Source organism: Sphingobacterium sp. G1-14 (assembly GCF_002196555.1).
GTDB classification, from domain to species: Bacteria; Bacteroidota; Bacteroidia; order Sphingobacteriales; family Sphingobacteriaceae; genus Sphingobacterium; species Sphingobacterium siyangense.
In genome coordinates, this window is the sequence record NZ_CP021381.1 from 1,654,679 (window position 1) to 1,671,318 (window position 16,640).

Annotated in this window: 9 protein-coding genes and 1 tRNA gene; 7 read left to right on the forward strand and 3 right to left on the reverse strand. The window is 41.3% G+C overall.

Going from position 1 to position 16,640, the window contains the following annotated elements; translation table 11 throughout:
* Positions 1 to 182 precede the first annotated feature (182 nt).
* From CBM24_RS06895 to CBM24_RS06925, 7 genes are all read left to right on the forward strand, one after another.
* Complete coding sequence (locus CBM24_RS06895) at positions 183 to 710, forward strand: RNA polymerase sigma factor (RefSeq protein ID WP_088160645.1); 528 nt, start codon at positions 183 to 185, stop codon at positions 708 to 710.
* 66 nt (positions 711 to 776) lie between these two features.
* On the forward strand, positions 777 to 1,814 hold the full coding sequence (locus tag CBM24_RS06900; protein ID WP_088160646.1) for a FecR family protein: 1,038 nt from the start codon (positions 777 to 779) through the stop codon (positions 1,812 to 1,814).
* Positions 1,815 to 1,818: 4 nt separating this feature from the next.
* Entirely contained in the window at positions 1,819 to 4,917 is a 3,099-nt protein-coding gene (locus tag CBM24_RS06905) for a SusC/RagA family TonB-linked outer membrane protein (RefSeq protein ID WP_088160647.1), read from the forward strand.
* A gap of 26 nt (positions 4,918 to 4,943) precedes the next feature.
* Positions 4,944 to 6,512 carry a RagB/SusD family nutrient uptake outer membrane protein gene (locus tag CBM24_RS06910; protein ID WP_198386053.1) on the forward strand — a complete coding sequence of 523 codons (1,569 nt, stop codon included), beginning with the start codon at positions 4,944 to 4,946 and terminating at the stop codon, positions 6,510 to 6,512.
* Between the two features lie 72 nt (positions 6,513 to 6,584).
* A complete protein-coding gene (locus CBM24_RS06915; protein ID WP_088160648.1) occupies positions 6,585 to 8,069 on the forward strand; it encodes an aryl-sulfate sulfotransferase in 1,485 nt (494 codons plus the stop codon).
* Between the two features lie 162 nt (positions 8,070 to 8,231).
* Positions 8,232 to 11,237 carry a glycoside hydrolase domain-containing protein gene (locus tag CBM24_RS06920; RefSeq protein WP_088160649.1) on the forward strand — a complete coding sequence of 1,002 codons (3,006 nt, stop codon included), beginning with the start codon at positions 8,232 to 8,234 and terminating at the stop codon, positions 11,235 to 11,237.
* 194 nt (positions 11,238 to 11,431) lie between these two features.
* On the forward strand, positions 11,432 to 14,491 hold the full coding sequence (locus tag CBM24_RS06925; protein WP_088160650.1) for a DUF5107 domain-containing protein: 3,060 nt from the start codon (positions 11,432 to 11,434) through the stop codon (positions 14,489 to 14,491).
* An 82-nt stretch (positions 14,492 to 14,573) separates the two neighbouring features.
* On the opposite strand, the gene CBM24_RS06930 is transcribed toward CBM24_RS06925, so the two are convergent.
* From CBM24_RS06930 to CBM24_RS06940, 3 genes are all read right to left on the reverse strand, one after another.
* Positions 14,574 to 15,353, reverse strand: coding sequence for a phytanoyl-CoA dioxygenase (locus CBM24_RS06930; RefSeq protein WP_088160651.1), 780 nt, complete (start codon positions 15,351 to 15,353; stop codon positions 14,574 to 14,576).
* A gap of 282 nt (positions 15,354 to 15,635) precedes the next feature.
* Positions 15,636 to 15,709: transfer RNA gene (locus CBM24_RS06935), tRNA-Pro, on the reverse strand.
* Positions 15,710 to 15,869: 160 nt separating this feature from the next.
* Positions 15,870 to 16,433, reverse strand: a complete 564-nt coding sequence (locus tag CBM24_RS06940; protein WP_088160652.1) for a porin family protein — start codon at positions 16,431 to 16,433, stop codon at positions 15,870 to 15,872.
* Positions 16,434 to 16,640 lie beyond the last annotated feature (207 nt).

Genomic DNA, 16,640 nt, shown 5'->3' on the forward strand with positions numbered 1-16,640 from the left:
TTGCTTTATTGAAAAATATTGTCTTGTTTTTTTGATAAAAAATAATCACTTTAGAGGTGGATAACTAGCCAAAAAGCATGGGTCATATTGATGGATCAAATTGAAATTCTGTCAGATACCAATTTCGATATTCTTTGTGAAAAGGATAACAGCATTGAAACAAGACTATCTAAATGTAGATTATGATTAATAAAATCCTACAGCGGGCACCTACTAACGAAAAAGAGTTTTTTTTAGCTTATCGTTATTGGTACAGGAAATTATACTATTTTCTGTATCAGAAGACCCAATGTTCAAATCTTGCTGAAGATGTCGTCCAACAGACTTTTTTAATTGTTTGGGAACGCAAAAATAATGCGAATCAGCAAATCCAATTCAGTACCCAGCTCTTCCAAATTGCGCGCACAAAATTGATTGATGAATTGCGCCGGCGTGCATTGAATAGAAAATATGTAGCGTTTGAGAAACCATTTGTACTGACCCAATATGAAGATCTTGAACGACAAATTGCCTATAAAGGAGAGTTAGAATACGTAAAAGAGCTGATTACACAAATGCCTTTTATGCGGCAACAGGTGTTTTATCTTCATAAAATTGAAGAATTGAGTTATAAAGAAATTGCCGTCAAATTGTCCATCTCCCCGAAGACTGTAGAAAACCACGTTAGCATTGGCCTGAAATTTATTGAAAAATTTTTTAAGTTGTCTTAGGGGACAAGCCCATCACTATTCGTATAACAGTTATATACCTATCCCGCTAAAAGGATAGAAACTGTTATGAATCGCAAATCCTTATTAAATAAATTCCTGGCGAATGAATGTTCTGCTGAGGAAGCGAAACTTGTGTTCACCTGGCTGAATGACGATCCGACATTATTGGACGATCTCATTTCGGAAGATGATTGGGTATCCTATATCAATCAGGAAAATAAGTCAAAACGTGGTGGCGATAGCCTGTTGAGAATTATTACTGTATTTGTTCTGTTTGGTTTCCTGTTCGTTTTATCCAATCTTTTGAGCACATTAACCGATAAACCTATACAAACAGCAAGCTTCATTCATGAAATTTACTACAACCCTTCTGCTCAGCCTAAAGAAATTATTGCAGCAGACAATTCAATTTTAACCTTGGAACCCGGTGCACTGATTCAGCTAGGTATAAAACCGGATCTTGATTTTCGACGGGTTAAACTATTCAGTGGAAGAGTCAATTTTAAAGTAGCAAAGGATCCTTCAAAACCTTTCATCGTCGAAAGCGGCACGTTGATGACCACAGCGCTGGGAACAGAATTCATTGTGGATTATAATGCGGCAGTTGAACATGTTTTGATCCGATTATTTGAGGGGAAAGTTCGCGTTGAATCTATAGAACCGTCCGTAGTAGAGACAAACATTTTGAAACCTGGCCAACAGATTTATTTTGGCGGGGCGAACAAGATGCTTGTTTCAAATTTCAGAGGTACGCCAAAAATGAGCGCGAGGGAAAGTCTACCAGCCCAGCTTATGCTTTCCGCGACGGAAAAACAATACCGCAATCCGGCAACAATTCACCAGAGCGCCAATTGGCTCCAATTGGAAGAAACCGCTGTATCTGATATTATTCAATATATCAATCATGAGCTTGATGTACCTATATCCTATGATTCATTAATCGTGAAAAACTATCGGATAAAGGGGCGGTTTAGCAAGAATCCAACAATGGATCTGAAAGACAAAACGGATCTTGCGGCGTCTATTCTGCAGTTGATTGTTGAGGTGAATCCGTTTATTCTTGAAAAACAACATAATACATATATACTCAAACCTAAAAAATAGAATCATGGTAAATTTCAACTTAACCAAGAAACCATTTTTTGTTTTTCTTGTCTTGACACTGTTATCTTTTCGATGTCTAGCGGGAACAATAAATGGTGTAATCAAAAACTCGTCGGGGCAACGGCTGGCAGGGGTAAGTATAATTTTGAAAAATCCCGGCAGCAGTTTTTCAACAGCAGCCTCGAGTGCGAGTGATGGGAGTTTTCGTTTTGCTGATGTACCGAATGGAAAGGGGTATGAACTGACTTTTTCATACATCGGGTATCAAAGCTATGTAGAACGAAATGTGCAGGTTTCCGCTGATGGAGCCACCACTCTTTCCATTATTTTGGAGGATCAGGTGAATCAGCTAGAAGATGTTGTCGTGATCGGATACGGTAAACAAAAGAAAAGCGATCTGACAGGTGCCATTGCATCGCTTTCCAGCAACGAGCTAACGAAAGGAGGAGCGGTGAGCAATGTAGGTCAGGCCCTACAGGGTAAAGCTTCCGGTGTCGTTGTAACCCAGAATTCAAAGGCCCCGGGTGGTAGCACGTCTATCCGGATTCGCGGAACCAATTCGATTAGTGGAAGTAATGATCCACTCTATGTGATCGATGGATTTCCAACAAATAATGGAATCAACATCAATCCTGATGATATTGCTTCCATGGATATCTTAAAGGATGCTTCGGCAACGGCTATCTACGGTTCCAGAGGTGCCAATGGTGTTATTATCATTACCACAAAACGTGGTCTTACGGATAAAAACAACATTACCTATAGTGGCTATGTGGGAACACAGAAACCGATTATACCGTTCACCTTTCTCGACGGTAAGCAATATATGAATCTTGCCAATGCACTTTATAAGGAGATTCAGGGGCAAGAAAATCAGGAATATGCAGTCTACACCAAATCACAGCTCGAGTCTGATGTCAATACGGATTGGGTAAAGGAGACCATGCGGAACGGTATTTTGCAAAACCATAATTTACAGTTTTCCGGAGGTGGTGAGAAAACCAAAGTGTTGACGAGCATAGGTTATTTTGATCAAAAGGGTGTTTTGAAGACGACAGACTTTAATCGAATTTCGGGACGTATCAACGTGGATCAAAAGGTAAACGATTATATTCGCACTGGGGCGAGCCTATCCGCGCAACGGGAAAAATCGAATATGCAGGTGTATGACGGAAATATCCTGAATTCAAATGTTTTGTACAGCATATTGACCTATGATCCGACGGTACCTGTTTACAATGCAGACGGTAGTTTTGGAAGACCTCCAGGGGGGCAGGGTGACAATCCCTTGGCCAACCTGATGTCACGGATCAATGATGTGCAAAGGGACAAGTTGAATGGAAATATTTTTCTTGAGGTAAATCCGATCAAGGAACTGACTTTGCGCATGGATGCAGGAACAGAAATAACGCATGATCAATTGGGCAGTTATCTGACTAGAGACTCTTATCAGGGTGGGATAGATGATGGTGTGGCAAGTCAGGCCGATTATAATGAAACCCATAACCTGATTGATTTTTATGCCACCTATGCGAAGGTGTTTAATGAGAAACACAATTTGAGTGTGATGGGGGGCTATTCGTATGAGAAATATGTGCGCAACAATAAGGGGATCAATGTGAAAGGTTTTTCAACGGATCTGCTGGAATACAATAATTTAGGAATGGCCTCTAGTATTACGGGAGTAAATTCTGCTAAAGCAGAGAACTTGGTCATCTCTTTTTTCGGGCGGGTAAATTACGCCTATGCTGATAAGTACCTGTTGACTGCAACCTTACGTCGTGATGGATCATCGCGCTTTAGTCCCAACCATCGTTGGGGAACCTTTCCTTCAGCAGCTTTTGCATGGAAGGTCAACAATGAGGATTTCATGAAAGAGCAGCAGTTATTTTCGGATCTAAAATTTAGGTTGGGTTACGGACAGACGGGTAATGATCGCGTTGCGGATTATGCTTCTTATGGATTGATGGATAATGGTCACTATACGTTTGATGGTGTGACCAATTCGGGTGGCGTTAAACAAAACCCAACTTATCCTGAAAACGATAAATTAAAATGGGAATCCACAACGCAATATAACGTAGGACTTGATTTTTCATTTTTTAAAAATCGATTAGCCTTTACTGTAGATGCCTATTATAAGAAAACCAATGATCTTTTGATTAAGAGTATATTGCCTTATTACACAGGATATACCTCCGGACAGCGCAATCTAGGTACGATGAATAACAAAGGGTTGGAGTTTTCTGTAACCAGTAAGAATATGACCGGAGCGTTTACCTGGGAGACAAAATTGAATTTAGCGATGAACCGCAATAAGGTGTCAAGCTTGGGTGGAGAGCCTGAGCAATTGTTGACTTCGTCAAAACCAATGGGTAATGTTTCTGAAGAAGCTTATTCGGTTATTCGTGTCGGGGAATCGTTGGGCTCTTTATTTGGCTATAGATACCTGGGAGTTATTCAACAAGGAGAAAACTATGCGCCACAGCCAAATTCGAAACCCGGCGATCCAAAGTTCGCGGATGTGAACGGCGATGGTACAATCAATTCAGCTGACCGGACGATCATCGGTCGTGGTTATCCGAAGTTCAATTTTGGTATGACCAATACATTCGCTTATAAAAACTTTGATCTGACGGCCTTCATTTATGGGAATGTCGGAAACGATCTGCTCAATATGACACGCATGAATCTGGAGTGGAAACGTACCACAGAAGCTTTAAATCGATGGACACCGACAAACACCAATACGGATATTCCAAGAAACGGATACTACTACATGAACTATGGTGGCTATATCAATGACCATTTTATTGAGAATGCTTCCTTTTTGCGGTTGCGTAATCTGACGCTGGGTTATACCATTCCATTGAAAACAAAAGCGGTTCAATCGATACGGGTATATGGTATGGCGGAAAACTTATTTACGATTAGCAATTATTCTGGATGGGATCCTGAGGTGGATACCAAGGGATATGAAAATGATGCGCTGGTTAAAAATAGAGCTGGAAATAATCAGAGTGCCAATGCAGGGGTGGGTCTGGATTTTAATTCATATCCCTCGATGCGCTCGTTTACTTTTGGTGTAAGTGCAACATTTTAATAGCTAATATCTAAATCAGAAATGACATGAAGACGTTTAAAAATAATATAAAATATATCTTGGGAATGGCGGGTTTGGCCGCTGTATTGGGCCTCAGCTTGAATAGCTGTACCAAGCTGGACCCTAAATTATACAGTGATCTGACGACAAAAAATGCCTATTCAACAGAGAGCGATATCAATGCTGCCCTGACGGGTGTCTATACGAGTTTATCGCCTTATCCGGGGGATGCCTATTTATACTATGCGGGTTATTTGGTGATGATCACCGATTACGCAACGGATATAGGCTTTTCTACAGCGGCAGGTGATCCTACACGGATGAGCAACTTTACCTATGATGATAATAACAGGTATTTTAAATTTAATTATCAGAATATGTACCAGGTGATCAGCAATGCCAATATGTTGATTGATCGTATTGAGAGTGTAACTATTCCCGACGATCGCAAGAAGAAAATTATCGCACAGGCCAGGTTCTTGCGGTCATTATCTTATATGGATCTTACAGATGCCTGGGGACCGGTACCACTGATAACGACAGTCAAGAATCCGACGGAAAGCTACAATGAACCCTTGGTTGCTGTAGAGAAAATTGATGCACAAATTGCTGAAGATTGTCAGTATGCAATCGATAACTTGCCGGAGAAATGGTCGGACGAACTGGGCATTGGCCGTGCTACAAAAGGCGCCGCGTTGACCTTAATGGGAAAGATGTATATGCGTTCGCACAATTATGAAAAAGCAAAAACGTATATCGATCAGGTTTTAGCGTTACGTGATAAAGGTGTATACACGCTGAATCCAGATTTTAAGAAGGAGTGGTCCGACAATAATAAAATGGATATGGGGCTGATATTTGGCATCTTGCATGAGCCTACATTAAATGGAGGCGAGATCACCAATCACTTTGGTCCGACCGACAACCCTGAGGTACCGGATAGATGGCAGTACTATGGTGTTTCCCTTGATTTTTGGCGAAAATATAGTGATCTCGATCCGCGTAAAAAGTTTTTCTATTATAATTACACCGGAAAGGCTGCACGGGACAAAAATACAAAGTATGGATTTTTTTACATGTTGCCTGCTAAAGGACAGACTACTCCGCCAAGTGATACCGTAAAATTTCTGCAAAATGTTGCGACGAAAAAGTATTCTTATGATATGGTCAATAACTCCTATCTGGATGGGCGCACGATTCAGGTTCTCCGTTTGGCGGATGTTATTTTGTGCAAGGCTGAGATTGAAAATGCACTGAACGGACCCGCTGCAGCATTGCCTTATATCAATGAAGTCCGGAAGAGAGCTGGAGCACCTGAATATGGTAAGCATCCTGATTTCCCTAGTCCTGCAAGTAAGGAGGCAATGATCGATGCGCTTGTTGACGAACGTGGTTTTGAGCTTGTCTTTGAATACAAAAGACGTCAGGATCTGATCCGCCTGGGCCGCTATGAAAAAGTAAGCAATGCATATTTGAAAGGCCGCGGACTGAAAGAAAATGTCACTGAAGCCATGCGCTATTTCCCTTATCCATTGGAAGAAGCACGTTTACATCAAGAAATGACGACGGCCAATCCATCGCGATTGCCTAAATAACCCAAACTAAAGCGCATTATAGTCGGTAATGCGCTTTGTTTGATAGACCAGTGGAATTGAAATTATTTACAGATGAAACCAATTAAAGCAATTATTGCACTGATTGTGGTGGCTATAGCAGTATTTGCTGCTTACTATTATTATGCACATCAGGTTGACATTGAAAATATTGAGGTGAGCTCACCCAATAATTTGCCGCTCAACGCTGCTATTCAGGTGAAACTAAATAAGGCAGAAGCCGTGTATGTGGAGTATTGGAAAGAGGGGGATAAACAGTCTTATAAAACAACTGTTTCAAATGCTGCTGTTCAGCATAACATTCCGTTAATGACGCTTGAACCAAATACAAGTTATAAATTTAGGGTCATCATAGACCGGATTATTCCCATAAAATCGAGCGAACAATCTTTTAAAACAAGAGCGCAATCGCCATGGATGGTGCACGACTGGATCAAGGCCGACCATCCACATGATGAAAAGGCCCTAGGTAATGGTATGGTATTATTATGTTATCGCGGATTTCCGGGCTACATGGCCATGGTGGACGGCAAGGGGACGATTCGTTGGTATTGGCAAGACGAAAAGCTGGGCGTGCGTCTTGCCTCTTTGACCCCAAGGGGTACTATCCTTGCCTTATTGGCTCCAGCGAGTAAAGATGAATTCAACAAACCCAATCAGCCAAGCAAGAAATCGACCAATGCAAGTTATTATTTAAGAAGTGGTCGTATCGGATTTGTCGGTGGGACTGTACTTGTTGAAATTGATCTTACGGGTAAAGAAATAGCACGTATCGATTTGGATAAAAAAGGGATCATCATGCACCATGACGTGCAGATGGATCACAATAATAATATTGTCGGTATCGTGCGGGATTTTAGGATCGACGATCGGCCCAACCATCCAAAAGATACCCTTTGGGGCGATGCTATTTTGACGATGGATATAAACGGTAATATCTTGAAGAAATGGTCTCCCTGGGAAAAATGGGATATTCAGCAGGATAAAAAATTAGACAGCCTGAAGCATGACCGATTTCATTTTAATACCATTTCCTTCGATCGCGATAATAATTATTTGACTTCTTCACCAATTGAAAATCAGGTCTGGAAAATTGATGCCAAAACCGGTGATATTCTCTGGAAATTGGGAAAGGGGGGCGATTATAAATTAAAGGACCAGGAACTATTTTATTTCCAGCATGCACCGCATATCACAAAAACTGGTGAGCTGTTGCTTTTTGACAATGGTGATTTTTCTCCGCGTGACAGCACAACAGCCAATAAGCAATCTCGGGCGATCGCTTTTAGGCTTGATCAAAAGAATAAAACGGCAACAGTAGCTTATGCGGCCCCAATTCCGAAAAAGCAGTTTACAGCAAGAATGGGCAGTGCCTATGAACTGGATAATGGTAATTTACTGCAGACTAGCTCGAAAACAGGTAGTGTACTGGTGACGGATAAATCGGGAAAAGTTCTTTGGGAATTAAACGCTTATTTTATTCCGTATCGCGCTATTTATGTGCCTGAGGAAACCTGGCATAAATACAGGCAAAACTAAGTTAAGATGTTAGGAATAAAACTTAATTTTAGTCCTCTTATTGACCAATAAAAGTAGCTGCACTACGGACTCATGTTGGGGAAGCAGTGCAGCTTGTAAATCGTATCAGGCTTATGGAAAAGCTTGGTAAAGACAAAAATATTTTGAATAAATACTATTCGCATGAAAAAAAGAACAGCCTCTTATAAGCTGGCAATTATCCTTGCCGTATCCTTATGCGCAAACTCGGCCCGGGCGCAATTGACCTATCCTCCGGAAACACAAAAGTGGGATGCGGACCAGCTGGGTAATCATCGAGCAGTGCTGCAGGTAAACACGGATCAGAAGGAGGTGCAGGTTACTATTCCGTGGCGAAATCGCTGGGTTGAGGCAAATCAGCAAGTTATTATCGTCGACAGCGCCAGCAATAAGCAAATCGCACCCAGCTCTTATCTTTGGATGAATACGGAATCTGGTGGACTACGGTTTAAGCCGATTTCCGGGAAGGGCGTTTACTATGTCTATTATTTACCGTATCAGATGGGTGGCCGAAGCCGCAATTATCCGGATGCAATTTATCTTAAAAATGCCGTTTCAGCACCAGCGAAAGTAGCACAGCATGCGGCAGGGAACTCAAAAGGAGTTACTGTTGCACGCTTTGATGCCGTAGATAAATACAATAGTAACGATCCGATGGAACTGATCGCGAGTGCCGAAGAAGTGCGAGGCTTTGTGAGCAGAAATGCGAATGCCGCTTATTATCTTTTTCCTGAATTGCGGGAGTTTCCGATTAAAATGGAAAGCAATCTTCCGCAACGCTGGCTTATGAAAGGTAAAGCCATGACTAAGTTGCAGGGCACAGGGCAGAAAGGTGAATTTTATGCATTTCAACTCGGGTTATGGTCTCCAAAGCAGGACCTCCATGAAATCCAAATTTCATTCTCGGATTTTAAAGCAAGTGATGGGGCGATTATTCCCGCGAATAGCCTGAATTGTATCAATACCCAAGGTACGGATTATACCGGAAAAGCAATGGCACTCCAGGTTGATATACCAAAAGATAAGGTTCAGGCCCTGTGGTGTGGTATACAGATTCCGGAGGTCACTGCAAGCGGAACTTACCATGGCGTGGTTACCGTAAAGCCAAAAAATGCGGTAGCAAAACAGGTCAATGTGGAAATAAGGGTTTCAGATGCTTCAGGTGATGTATCCGGTGTTGATCAACCTTGGAAAATGACGCGACTACCATGGCTCAATTCGACATTGGCTCAAAAAAATACAGTGGTCGCGCCTTATACAGCTATTGAATTAAAAGCAGATTCTACTTTGCATATTTTAGGCCGAGAGGTGACACTCCATGCGAGTGGTTTTCCAAAACAGATCAGTACGTTTTTTACGCCCGAATTGACTGAAATATCATCCAAGGCGAATAATCTCTTATTTGAACCGCTTCATTTTCATTTTTATAGTGCTTCAGACGGAAAGGAAATTCAACTTAAACCAAGCGGGATCCGATTTGAAACCAAAAGTGACGGTGAATATAGTTGGACGGCCAAAAATGAGTCTTCCGATCTGACAATGGAAGTAGAGGGTAAATTGGAATTTGATGGTTATATGCATTATGTGGTCAAGCTGACGGCGCTAAAGGATCTGTCATTAAAAGATGCCACGATGCATATCCCGATGATGCCCGATAAGACGGATTATTTTATGGGACTCGGGCAAAAGGGAGGAAAGAGGCCCGAACAGCTTACCTGGAAATGGGATGTAGCCCATAAAAATCAGGATGGTGGTTGGATAGGTGCTGTAGATGCCGGACTCCAGTTTTCACTCCGTGACGAGCATTATTCTCGGCCGCTCAATACGAATTTTTATCTTCAAAAGCCACTTGTGCTGCCACAGTCCTGGGGTAATGAAAATAAAGGGGGAATTGATATTGGACTGAAAGGAAAATCGGTTTTGGTCAATAGTTACAGCGGAGCCCGTGAACTCAAAAAAGGCGATGTGCTTTATTTCAATTTTAACCTGCTAATTACCCCTTTTCACCCGATCAATACGGAAGCGCAATGGAATGAACGGTATTACCATGCCTATAAACCCGTTGATTCTGTTGTTGCAAGTGGATCTAATGTCATAAATATCCATCATGGAAATGAAATAAATCCATATATCAATTATCCGTTTATTGCGACAAAAGAAATGAAGCAATATATCGATCAGGCACATGACAAGGGGTTAAAGGTCAAGATCTACAATACCGTTCGTGAGGTTTCAAATCGGGTTTATGAGCTCTATCCATTGCGTAGCCTGGGCACTGAGGTGTTTTCACCTGGAAAAGGAGGCGGATATTCCTGGTTGCAGGAGCATGTGGGTAAAAATTATATCGCTGCATGGTATGTTCCCCAATTTAAAGACGCGGCTATTATCAATAGCGGAATGAATAGATGGCACAATTATTACGTGGAAGGCATGAATTGGCTGGTAGATCATATCGGTATCGATGGGATTTATTTGGATGATGTTGCCTTCGATCGGGTAACCATGAAAAGAATAAAACGTGTACTGACAAAAAATGGCAAACCTGGTCTGATCGATTTGCATTCGGCAAATCAATATAATAAAAGTGATGGATTCAATAATAGCGCGAATCTGTATCTGGAGCATTTTCCGTACATCAATAGATTATGGTTTGGTGAATACTTTGACTACGAGAATAACCAACCCGATTTTTTCCTTACCGAGGTGAGCGGCATTCCGTTTGGTTTAATGGGTGAAATGCTACAGGATGGTGGAAATCCTTGGCGGGGTATGCTCTATGGCATGACCAATAGGATGCCTTACCAAAAATTGACACCTGCTGATCTATGGAGAGCGTGGGATCAATTTGGCATCAAAGGGAGTAAAATGATAGGTTATTGGTCGCCAAATATTCCTGTTAAAACCGATCATGATAAGGTTCTTACAACTGTTTATAGCCGTGCGGGCAAGGCGATAGTAGCTATCGCTAGCTGGGCGGATGGTGATGTGGATGTAAAATTGGCCATTGACTGGGAAAAATTGGGGATTGATTCTGGAAAGGCAAAATTATCCGCACCATTAATCCCTAATTTTCAAAAGGGAGCGCAGTATAAATTAGGCGATGCGATTCCGGTAGCAAAGAATAAAGGACTTTTGTTGATTATTGAATAGCAGTACGATATTGCTACAAGATGCAATTTATCATAGGCTTTTTGTTGATGCAAAGATGCAAATAACCTATGATAGATTCATTTATGTTGAAGTTCGGTGAAGTAATGGCTTACATGACGGATTTAATCAGATCGGACAAATCAACGATTTGGGGAATGCCATTAAAATTGTGAAATTTTTAAATTAAAACGCCAATGAAAAAGTGGATTATGTTATGGGCAATGGGCAGCTGTGTGCTCGGAGTTTTTGCACAGCATCCGGCAAAGGTTTCTGAGCTTAAGAAACGTTATGTAACCTATCCCTTTACGGATCCGGATCCCATAGCTTCAGCTCAAAAGTTGTATCCTTATTTCCGCTTTGACGGTTTTACAAATACGGCTATTGAAAAGGACTGGAAAACCGTTATCCTGGAAAACGATTATATTCGGGTACAGGTGATGCCAGAGATCGGTGGGAAAATTTGGTCGGCCTATGATAAGGTCAATAAGCGGGACTATATTTACAACAATGGCGTTGTGAAATTTAGGGATATTGCCATGCGGGGACCATGGACGAGTGGTGGTATCGAAGCTAATTATGGTGTTATTGGACACACGCCCAATACGTCTACACCGGTCGATTACCTTACGCAGGAAAATGCGGATGGAAGCGTAAGTTGCTTTATCCACGCTTATGATATGCTGAGCCGTAGTAACTGGACCTTGGAGATCCGATTAGAAAAAGACAAAGGTTATTTTTCTACACGCTCCTTTTGGTATAATGCCAATGCGGTTGAACAACCTTATTATACCTGGATGAATCTGGGTGTTGCTGCGGGACAAGATCTGAAGTTTTTGTATCCCGGAAATCAATATATCGGTCATGATGGGGATGCGCATGCCTGGCCTATCGATAGCCAGGGACGGGATCTTTCTAACTATAGCGAAAATGCTTTTGGCAGTTCTAAATCATATCATGTATTGGGCGCGCATAGTAATGCTTTCGGGGTTTACTATACAGATCATAATTATGGAATGGCCCGTTATGCCCTCCGTGAAGATAAATTAGGGAAAAAGATATTTCTTTGGTCGCAGGCTGGAGATGGCAAGATCTGGGAAAATTTACTGACTGATCAGAGTGGGCAATATGTGGAAATCCAAAGTGGACGCCTGTTCAATCAAAATGTTCCTTCCAGCAGCCAGACCCCCTTTAAACAACTTGGATTTGCTCCTTATCAAAGTGACAGTTGGACGGAATACTGGATGCCATTTTCAGGGATAGGAAAACCGAAGGAGATACAACTGTCAGCAGCAATTCAGATAAAACGTGAGAACAATAAGCTATTATTGGATCTTGATCCAAAGCGACCTTTAAAAGATAGTATATATGTGCTTGATAGCATAGGTAGTGTATTAAATCGAAGTTTTATTGAAGCCCAATTGGGCGAACCTACCAAATTATCCTTGATGGTAGCAACCGACTCAAGACCTCGCTATCTGAAATTGGGACAGGATTATTTTAATCTCAGAACGGATACATCTTGGTCAAAACTGAATAGACCTACTGTAATTTCAACGGAAGTAAGCTTAGATACGGGGCAGACCAAATTATTGGAGATACGTGATCTCATTCGCTTTAGGCAATATACGCTTGCGGAAGTAAAATTAAAGGAACTGATCCAGCATGGCGCTACTTCGCAGACCTACCTTGAAATGGCCAAACTGGCCTGGTTTAAAATGGAATATCAGCAATGTTATGCCTATGCCCGGCAAGCATTGTCTATGGATACTTATGAAGCACAGGCAAATTATTACTATGGTTTGGCAGCGATTAAGCTAAAAAAAGATAACGATGCTTTAGATGGTTTTGAAGTCGCTTCATTAAATCCAACTTGGCGAAGTGCTTCCTTTGTGCAAATGGCCAAATATTACTATCGGATTAAACAATATGAACGTGCAGGGGATTATATCGCAAAAGCTGTGGTTGCCAATCCGCTAAATATAGATGCCTTGCAGATGGACGTGTTGGTTCAGCACAAAAAAGGAGCTGTAACAGATCGTCTTTCCCGTCAGACAATTCTCCAATATGATCCGTTTAATGCCTTTCTCCAATTTGAGGAAAAGAAGACATTTTCATCCCGGCAAGAGTTTGCCGCTGAAAAGCTGATGGAACTGGCGATATGGTATGCTGATCTTGGAGAGTTTGAATCGGCCACCGATCTACTCCGCTCGGGACAGAAGAATACGGAAGCATTAATTTGGCTAGCTTGGCTGACACGATCGAATAAGTCGATCAGTCAGGAATGGTTAAATCAGGCAACGCAAAGTAAGCCAGCTTTTGTCTTCCCATTTCGAGAAGAAAGTAACCAAGTATTCCAATGGGCAAAAGAGAACAGTAAAAGTTGGACGATCGATTATCTGACTGCACTATTGTATCGTTTCAGGAATCAGCCCCAAAAAGCAAGAGAAATTTTGTCGGCAGTAGCGCAGGAGCCAACAGATTTTGCCGCCTATTATGCGCTGAAATCAAGTTTGCAAGATACGAGCCGTATAGATCTGGCGGTACAGATGATGCAGCAGGCAACCTTGATGGAACCACAAGAATGGCGATATGGGCTACATTTGGTGGAGCTCCTAAACAATAGTCAGTCTTATAAAGAAGCCCTTAAGGTGAGTACAGCATATCATCGCAAATTTCCGAAGAATTATATACTAACCTTGGCACAGGTACGTACATTGTTATTGGGGAAAGAATACATGCGGGCTGAGAAAGAATTGGAAGAGGTGACCATACTTCCATTTGAAGGCGCAACTGAAGGCCATCGGTATTATGTACAGACCAAATTAATGTTGGCCTACCAATTTATCCTTGAAAAAAAATATAAAGAGGCAAAGTTGAAAATTGCGGAATCGAGATTATGGCCTATGAATTTGGGCGTTGGGGAGCCTTATGCCGATGAAAAAAATGAAATATTGGCCGACTGGCTTGAACTGCATTTGCAGCAAGGGAATAATCAGGGAAATCCAGATCTTTTGAAAAAAATTGCCCAGAGTAAACCTTCAAAAAATAGGTATGAACTGATGCTTCGAAAACTTGCAGAAGAACAATTAAAGCTGTCGAAAGGGGAAGGATCTGCCGCGAAGAAGGATGATTTAAAAGGAATGATTCCTTCGGATCATGATCTTTTCATGCAGATTAAAGAAGGAACCCTTGCAAGTTATTGGCCTGTATTGATCCGAAAAATCTATTTTGAACAGGATCAACGGTTATTCTGATTCGTTGATTATTTAGCCCGTATCTGGTGATAATAATAAAAAGTGGTTGCTTTTGCGACCACTTTTAGTAGGATGTCCTGGACTATTCTAATCCTAAACGGATAGCCTGTTCGACTGGAGTATATCCTTCTGTGGAATCCGAGATTGCCAATTCCCCCCTCAACAGCAAGGGCGGTTGTGCCATAAAATTAGGAAGAGTTCCACTGTGTGGTTGAGCTGAATGGACTAGAAACGGATGGCAAAGATAAACTGTACCTGCTTTACCCGTTGCATACACCTCTTTCCTTTTGGGCAGCTCGTCCAACTTATTCGCAAGCTGCATAAATGAAAGACCAAACTCTCCCTCCTTCGCTAAGAGCTTTGCCACATCGATGTGAGAACCTTCATATATGATCGTAGGCGCATCATTTTCGCTTACCTCCGAATACAACACAAGCATTAATAAGGCTCGACCCTTTGATTTGACATTGACGCGCCACTCAAAATAATTGTTCGGGTCATGGCCAGCGAAACTTGCGTCGACGTGCTTACCCGTATCATTTGGTTTCTGGATAGATGGAAACCTTATAGGGAACGTACCCACATTTCGACAGGGTATCCACCTGTCTTTACCCACCAATTGATCAAAAATTAAATGTATTTTTTTTGTATTTAATGATTCGATAAAAGGTGGTTGAGTATACATACCCAAGCGTATAACTGGTTCGGTCCAAGTTTGCGGATTAGACCTTTCACAGGGAAGGTCATTCCATAGGATATCTAAAACTGCATCCGCTGTTTCTTTTGAAAATGCATTTTCAATGCGAACAAAGCCACTAAGAATGAATTGCTCTATTTCCTTTTTACTTAGTATTTCTGACATAATTCTTTTGATATATAACCTATTTAGGGACAATAATTGCGTATTGACCTATTTGTTTAGATAATGAATAAAATTTTAAAATAGAAATCTACGCTATGTGGATAGTACACAGCGCCATGCTTAAGAACTAAGCAAGAAAAGGGTGTTATAACATTACAGTCATTTTCATAGTGCAAATGTAAAGAATTATTTTGAGATCGAAACGTATCATATGGGGCCGGGTAGTAGGTTCTGTACTAGCTTAGATAAAAAAAGCCCTAACATTCGTTAGAGCTTCTCCCGTCGGGATGGCCGGATTTGAACCGACGACCTCCAGCACCCCATGCTGGCGCGATACCGGGCTACGCTACATCCCGTTTATTCCAATTTGATTGAAAGTCGTATTTAAATAGGACGATTAGCCGGAATAATTTTTTTGTAGGGCTAAAATAGTAATTATTGACAAAAAATAAAATGTAAATACGAAAAAACGCCATTTTAAATCGAATGGCGTTTTTCTTAGTTAATAGATGCTGATTAGAACTTATAACCGACCATAATGCCGATTGTTTTATTTTTTGCGTCTAAGGTCTTGTCGATACTCGTAAAACCATGGCTGTAATAAGCATCTAATGTAAGGTGACTGATATCTACACCGATCCCCACTCTACCATCAAATGAAAATTTCTTATAATCGGTATTTGCGCTGGACTTCACTGTTTTTACATCATAGTTTAACTGCGGGCCCAATAGCCCACGGAGGTTGAAGTCGCCATTTTCCAAAAATTTATAACCGACCTGTAATGGTAGATTTATTTGATAGAATTTAGGTGTTTTCTGCACATTTTCGAAGGTATATTCTTTACGCAACAGACTGGCACCGATTCCGGGCTGGAAGAAAACGCGATCTCCAATACGGGCAAATCCTGCTACAGATACGCCGACTTTGCCATTATTATCTTTGACAGACTTGTTGCCAAAGGAACTCATATGATAGTTGCTTCCGACCTGTAAACCATAAGTGATATCTTGCGCTTGTGTAGTACCTGCAATTCCTAATAATGTCAATCCCAACAGGGCTACTTTGAATGTTGTTTTCATTGTCAAATTATTTTTTGTGATCAATTGTATGTTGTTCTTTCCTTTATGACAATGGAAAATCCATATACCCTTAGAAAAAAAATATTTTATAAAATAGATGGCTTACCTTTAGTCGTCACAAAAGCCTTTTTATAAAGTTTTTTGGGTAAATATCATTGGCCGATGGGAGGATGTCATGTACTCGCCTGAGCATCTATACGAAAAGAA

What these genes read in the sequence shown, in the direction of transcription:
- CBM24_RS06895 (WP_088160645.1), top strand. Translation starts at nt 183, where the DNA reads ATGATTAATAAAATCCTACAGCGGGCACCTACTAACGAAAAAGAGTTT.
- CBM24_RS06900 (WP_088160646.1), top strand. Translation starts at nt 777, where the DNA reads ATGAATCGCAAATCCTTATTAAATAAATTCCTGGCGAATGAATGTTCT.
- CBM24_RS06905 (WP_088160647.1), top strand. Translation starts at nt 1,819, where the DNA reads ATGGTAAATTTCAACTTAACCAAGAAACCATTTTTTGTTTTTCTTGTC.
- CBM24_RS06910 (WP_198386053.1), top strand. Translation starts at nt 4,944, where the DNA reads ATGAAGACGTTTAAAAATAATATAAAATATATCTTGGGAATGGCGGGT.
- CBM24_RS06915 (WP_088160648.1), top strand. Translation starts at nt 6,585, where the DNA reads ATGAAACCAATTAAAGCAATTATTGCACTGATTGTGGTGGCTATAGCA.
- CBM24_RS06920 (WP_088160649.1), top strand. Translation starts at nt 8,232, where the DNA reads ATGAAAAAAAGAACAGCCTCTTATAAGCTGGCAATTATCCTTGCCGTA.
- CBM24_RS06925 (WP_088160650.1), top strand. Translation starts at nt 11,432, where the DNA reads ATGAAAAAGTGGATTATGTTATGGGCAATGGGCAGCTGTGTGCTCGGA.
- CBM24_RS06930 (WP_088160651.1), bottom strand. Translation starts at nt 15,353, where the DNA reads ATGTCAGAAATACTAAGTAAAAAGGAAATAGAGCAATTCATTCTTAGT.
- CBM24_RS06940 (WP_088160652.1), bottom strand. Translation starts at nt 16,433, where the DNA reads ATGAAAACAACATTCAAAGTAGCCCTGTTGGGATTGACATTATTAGGA.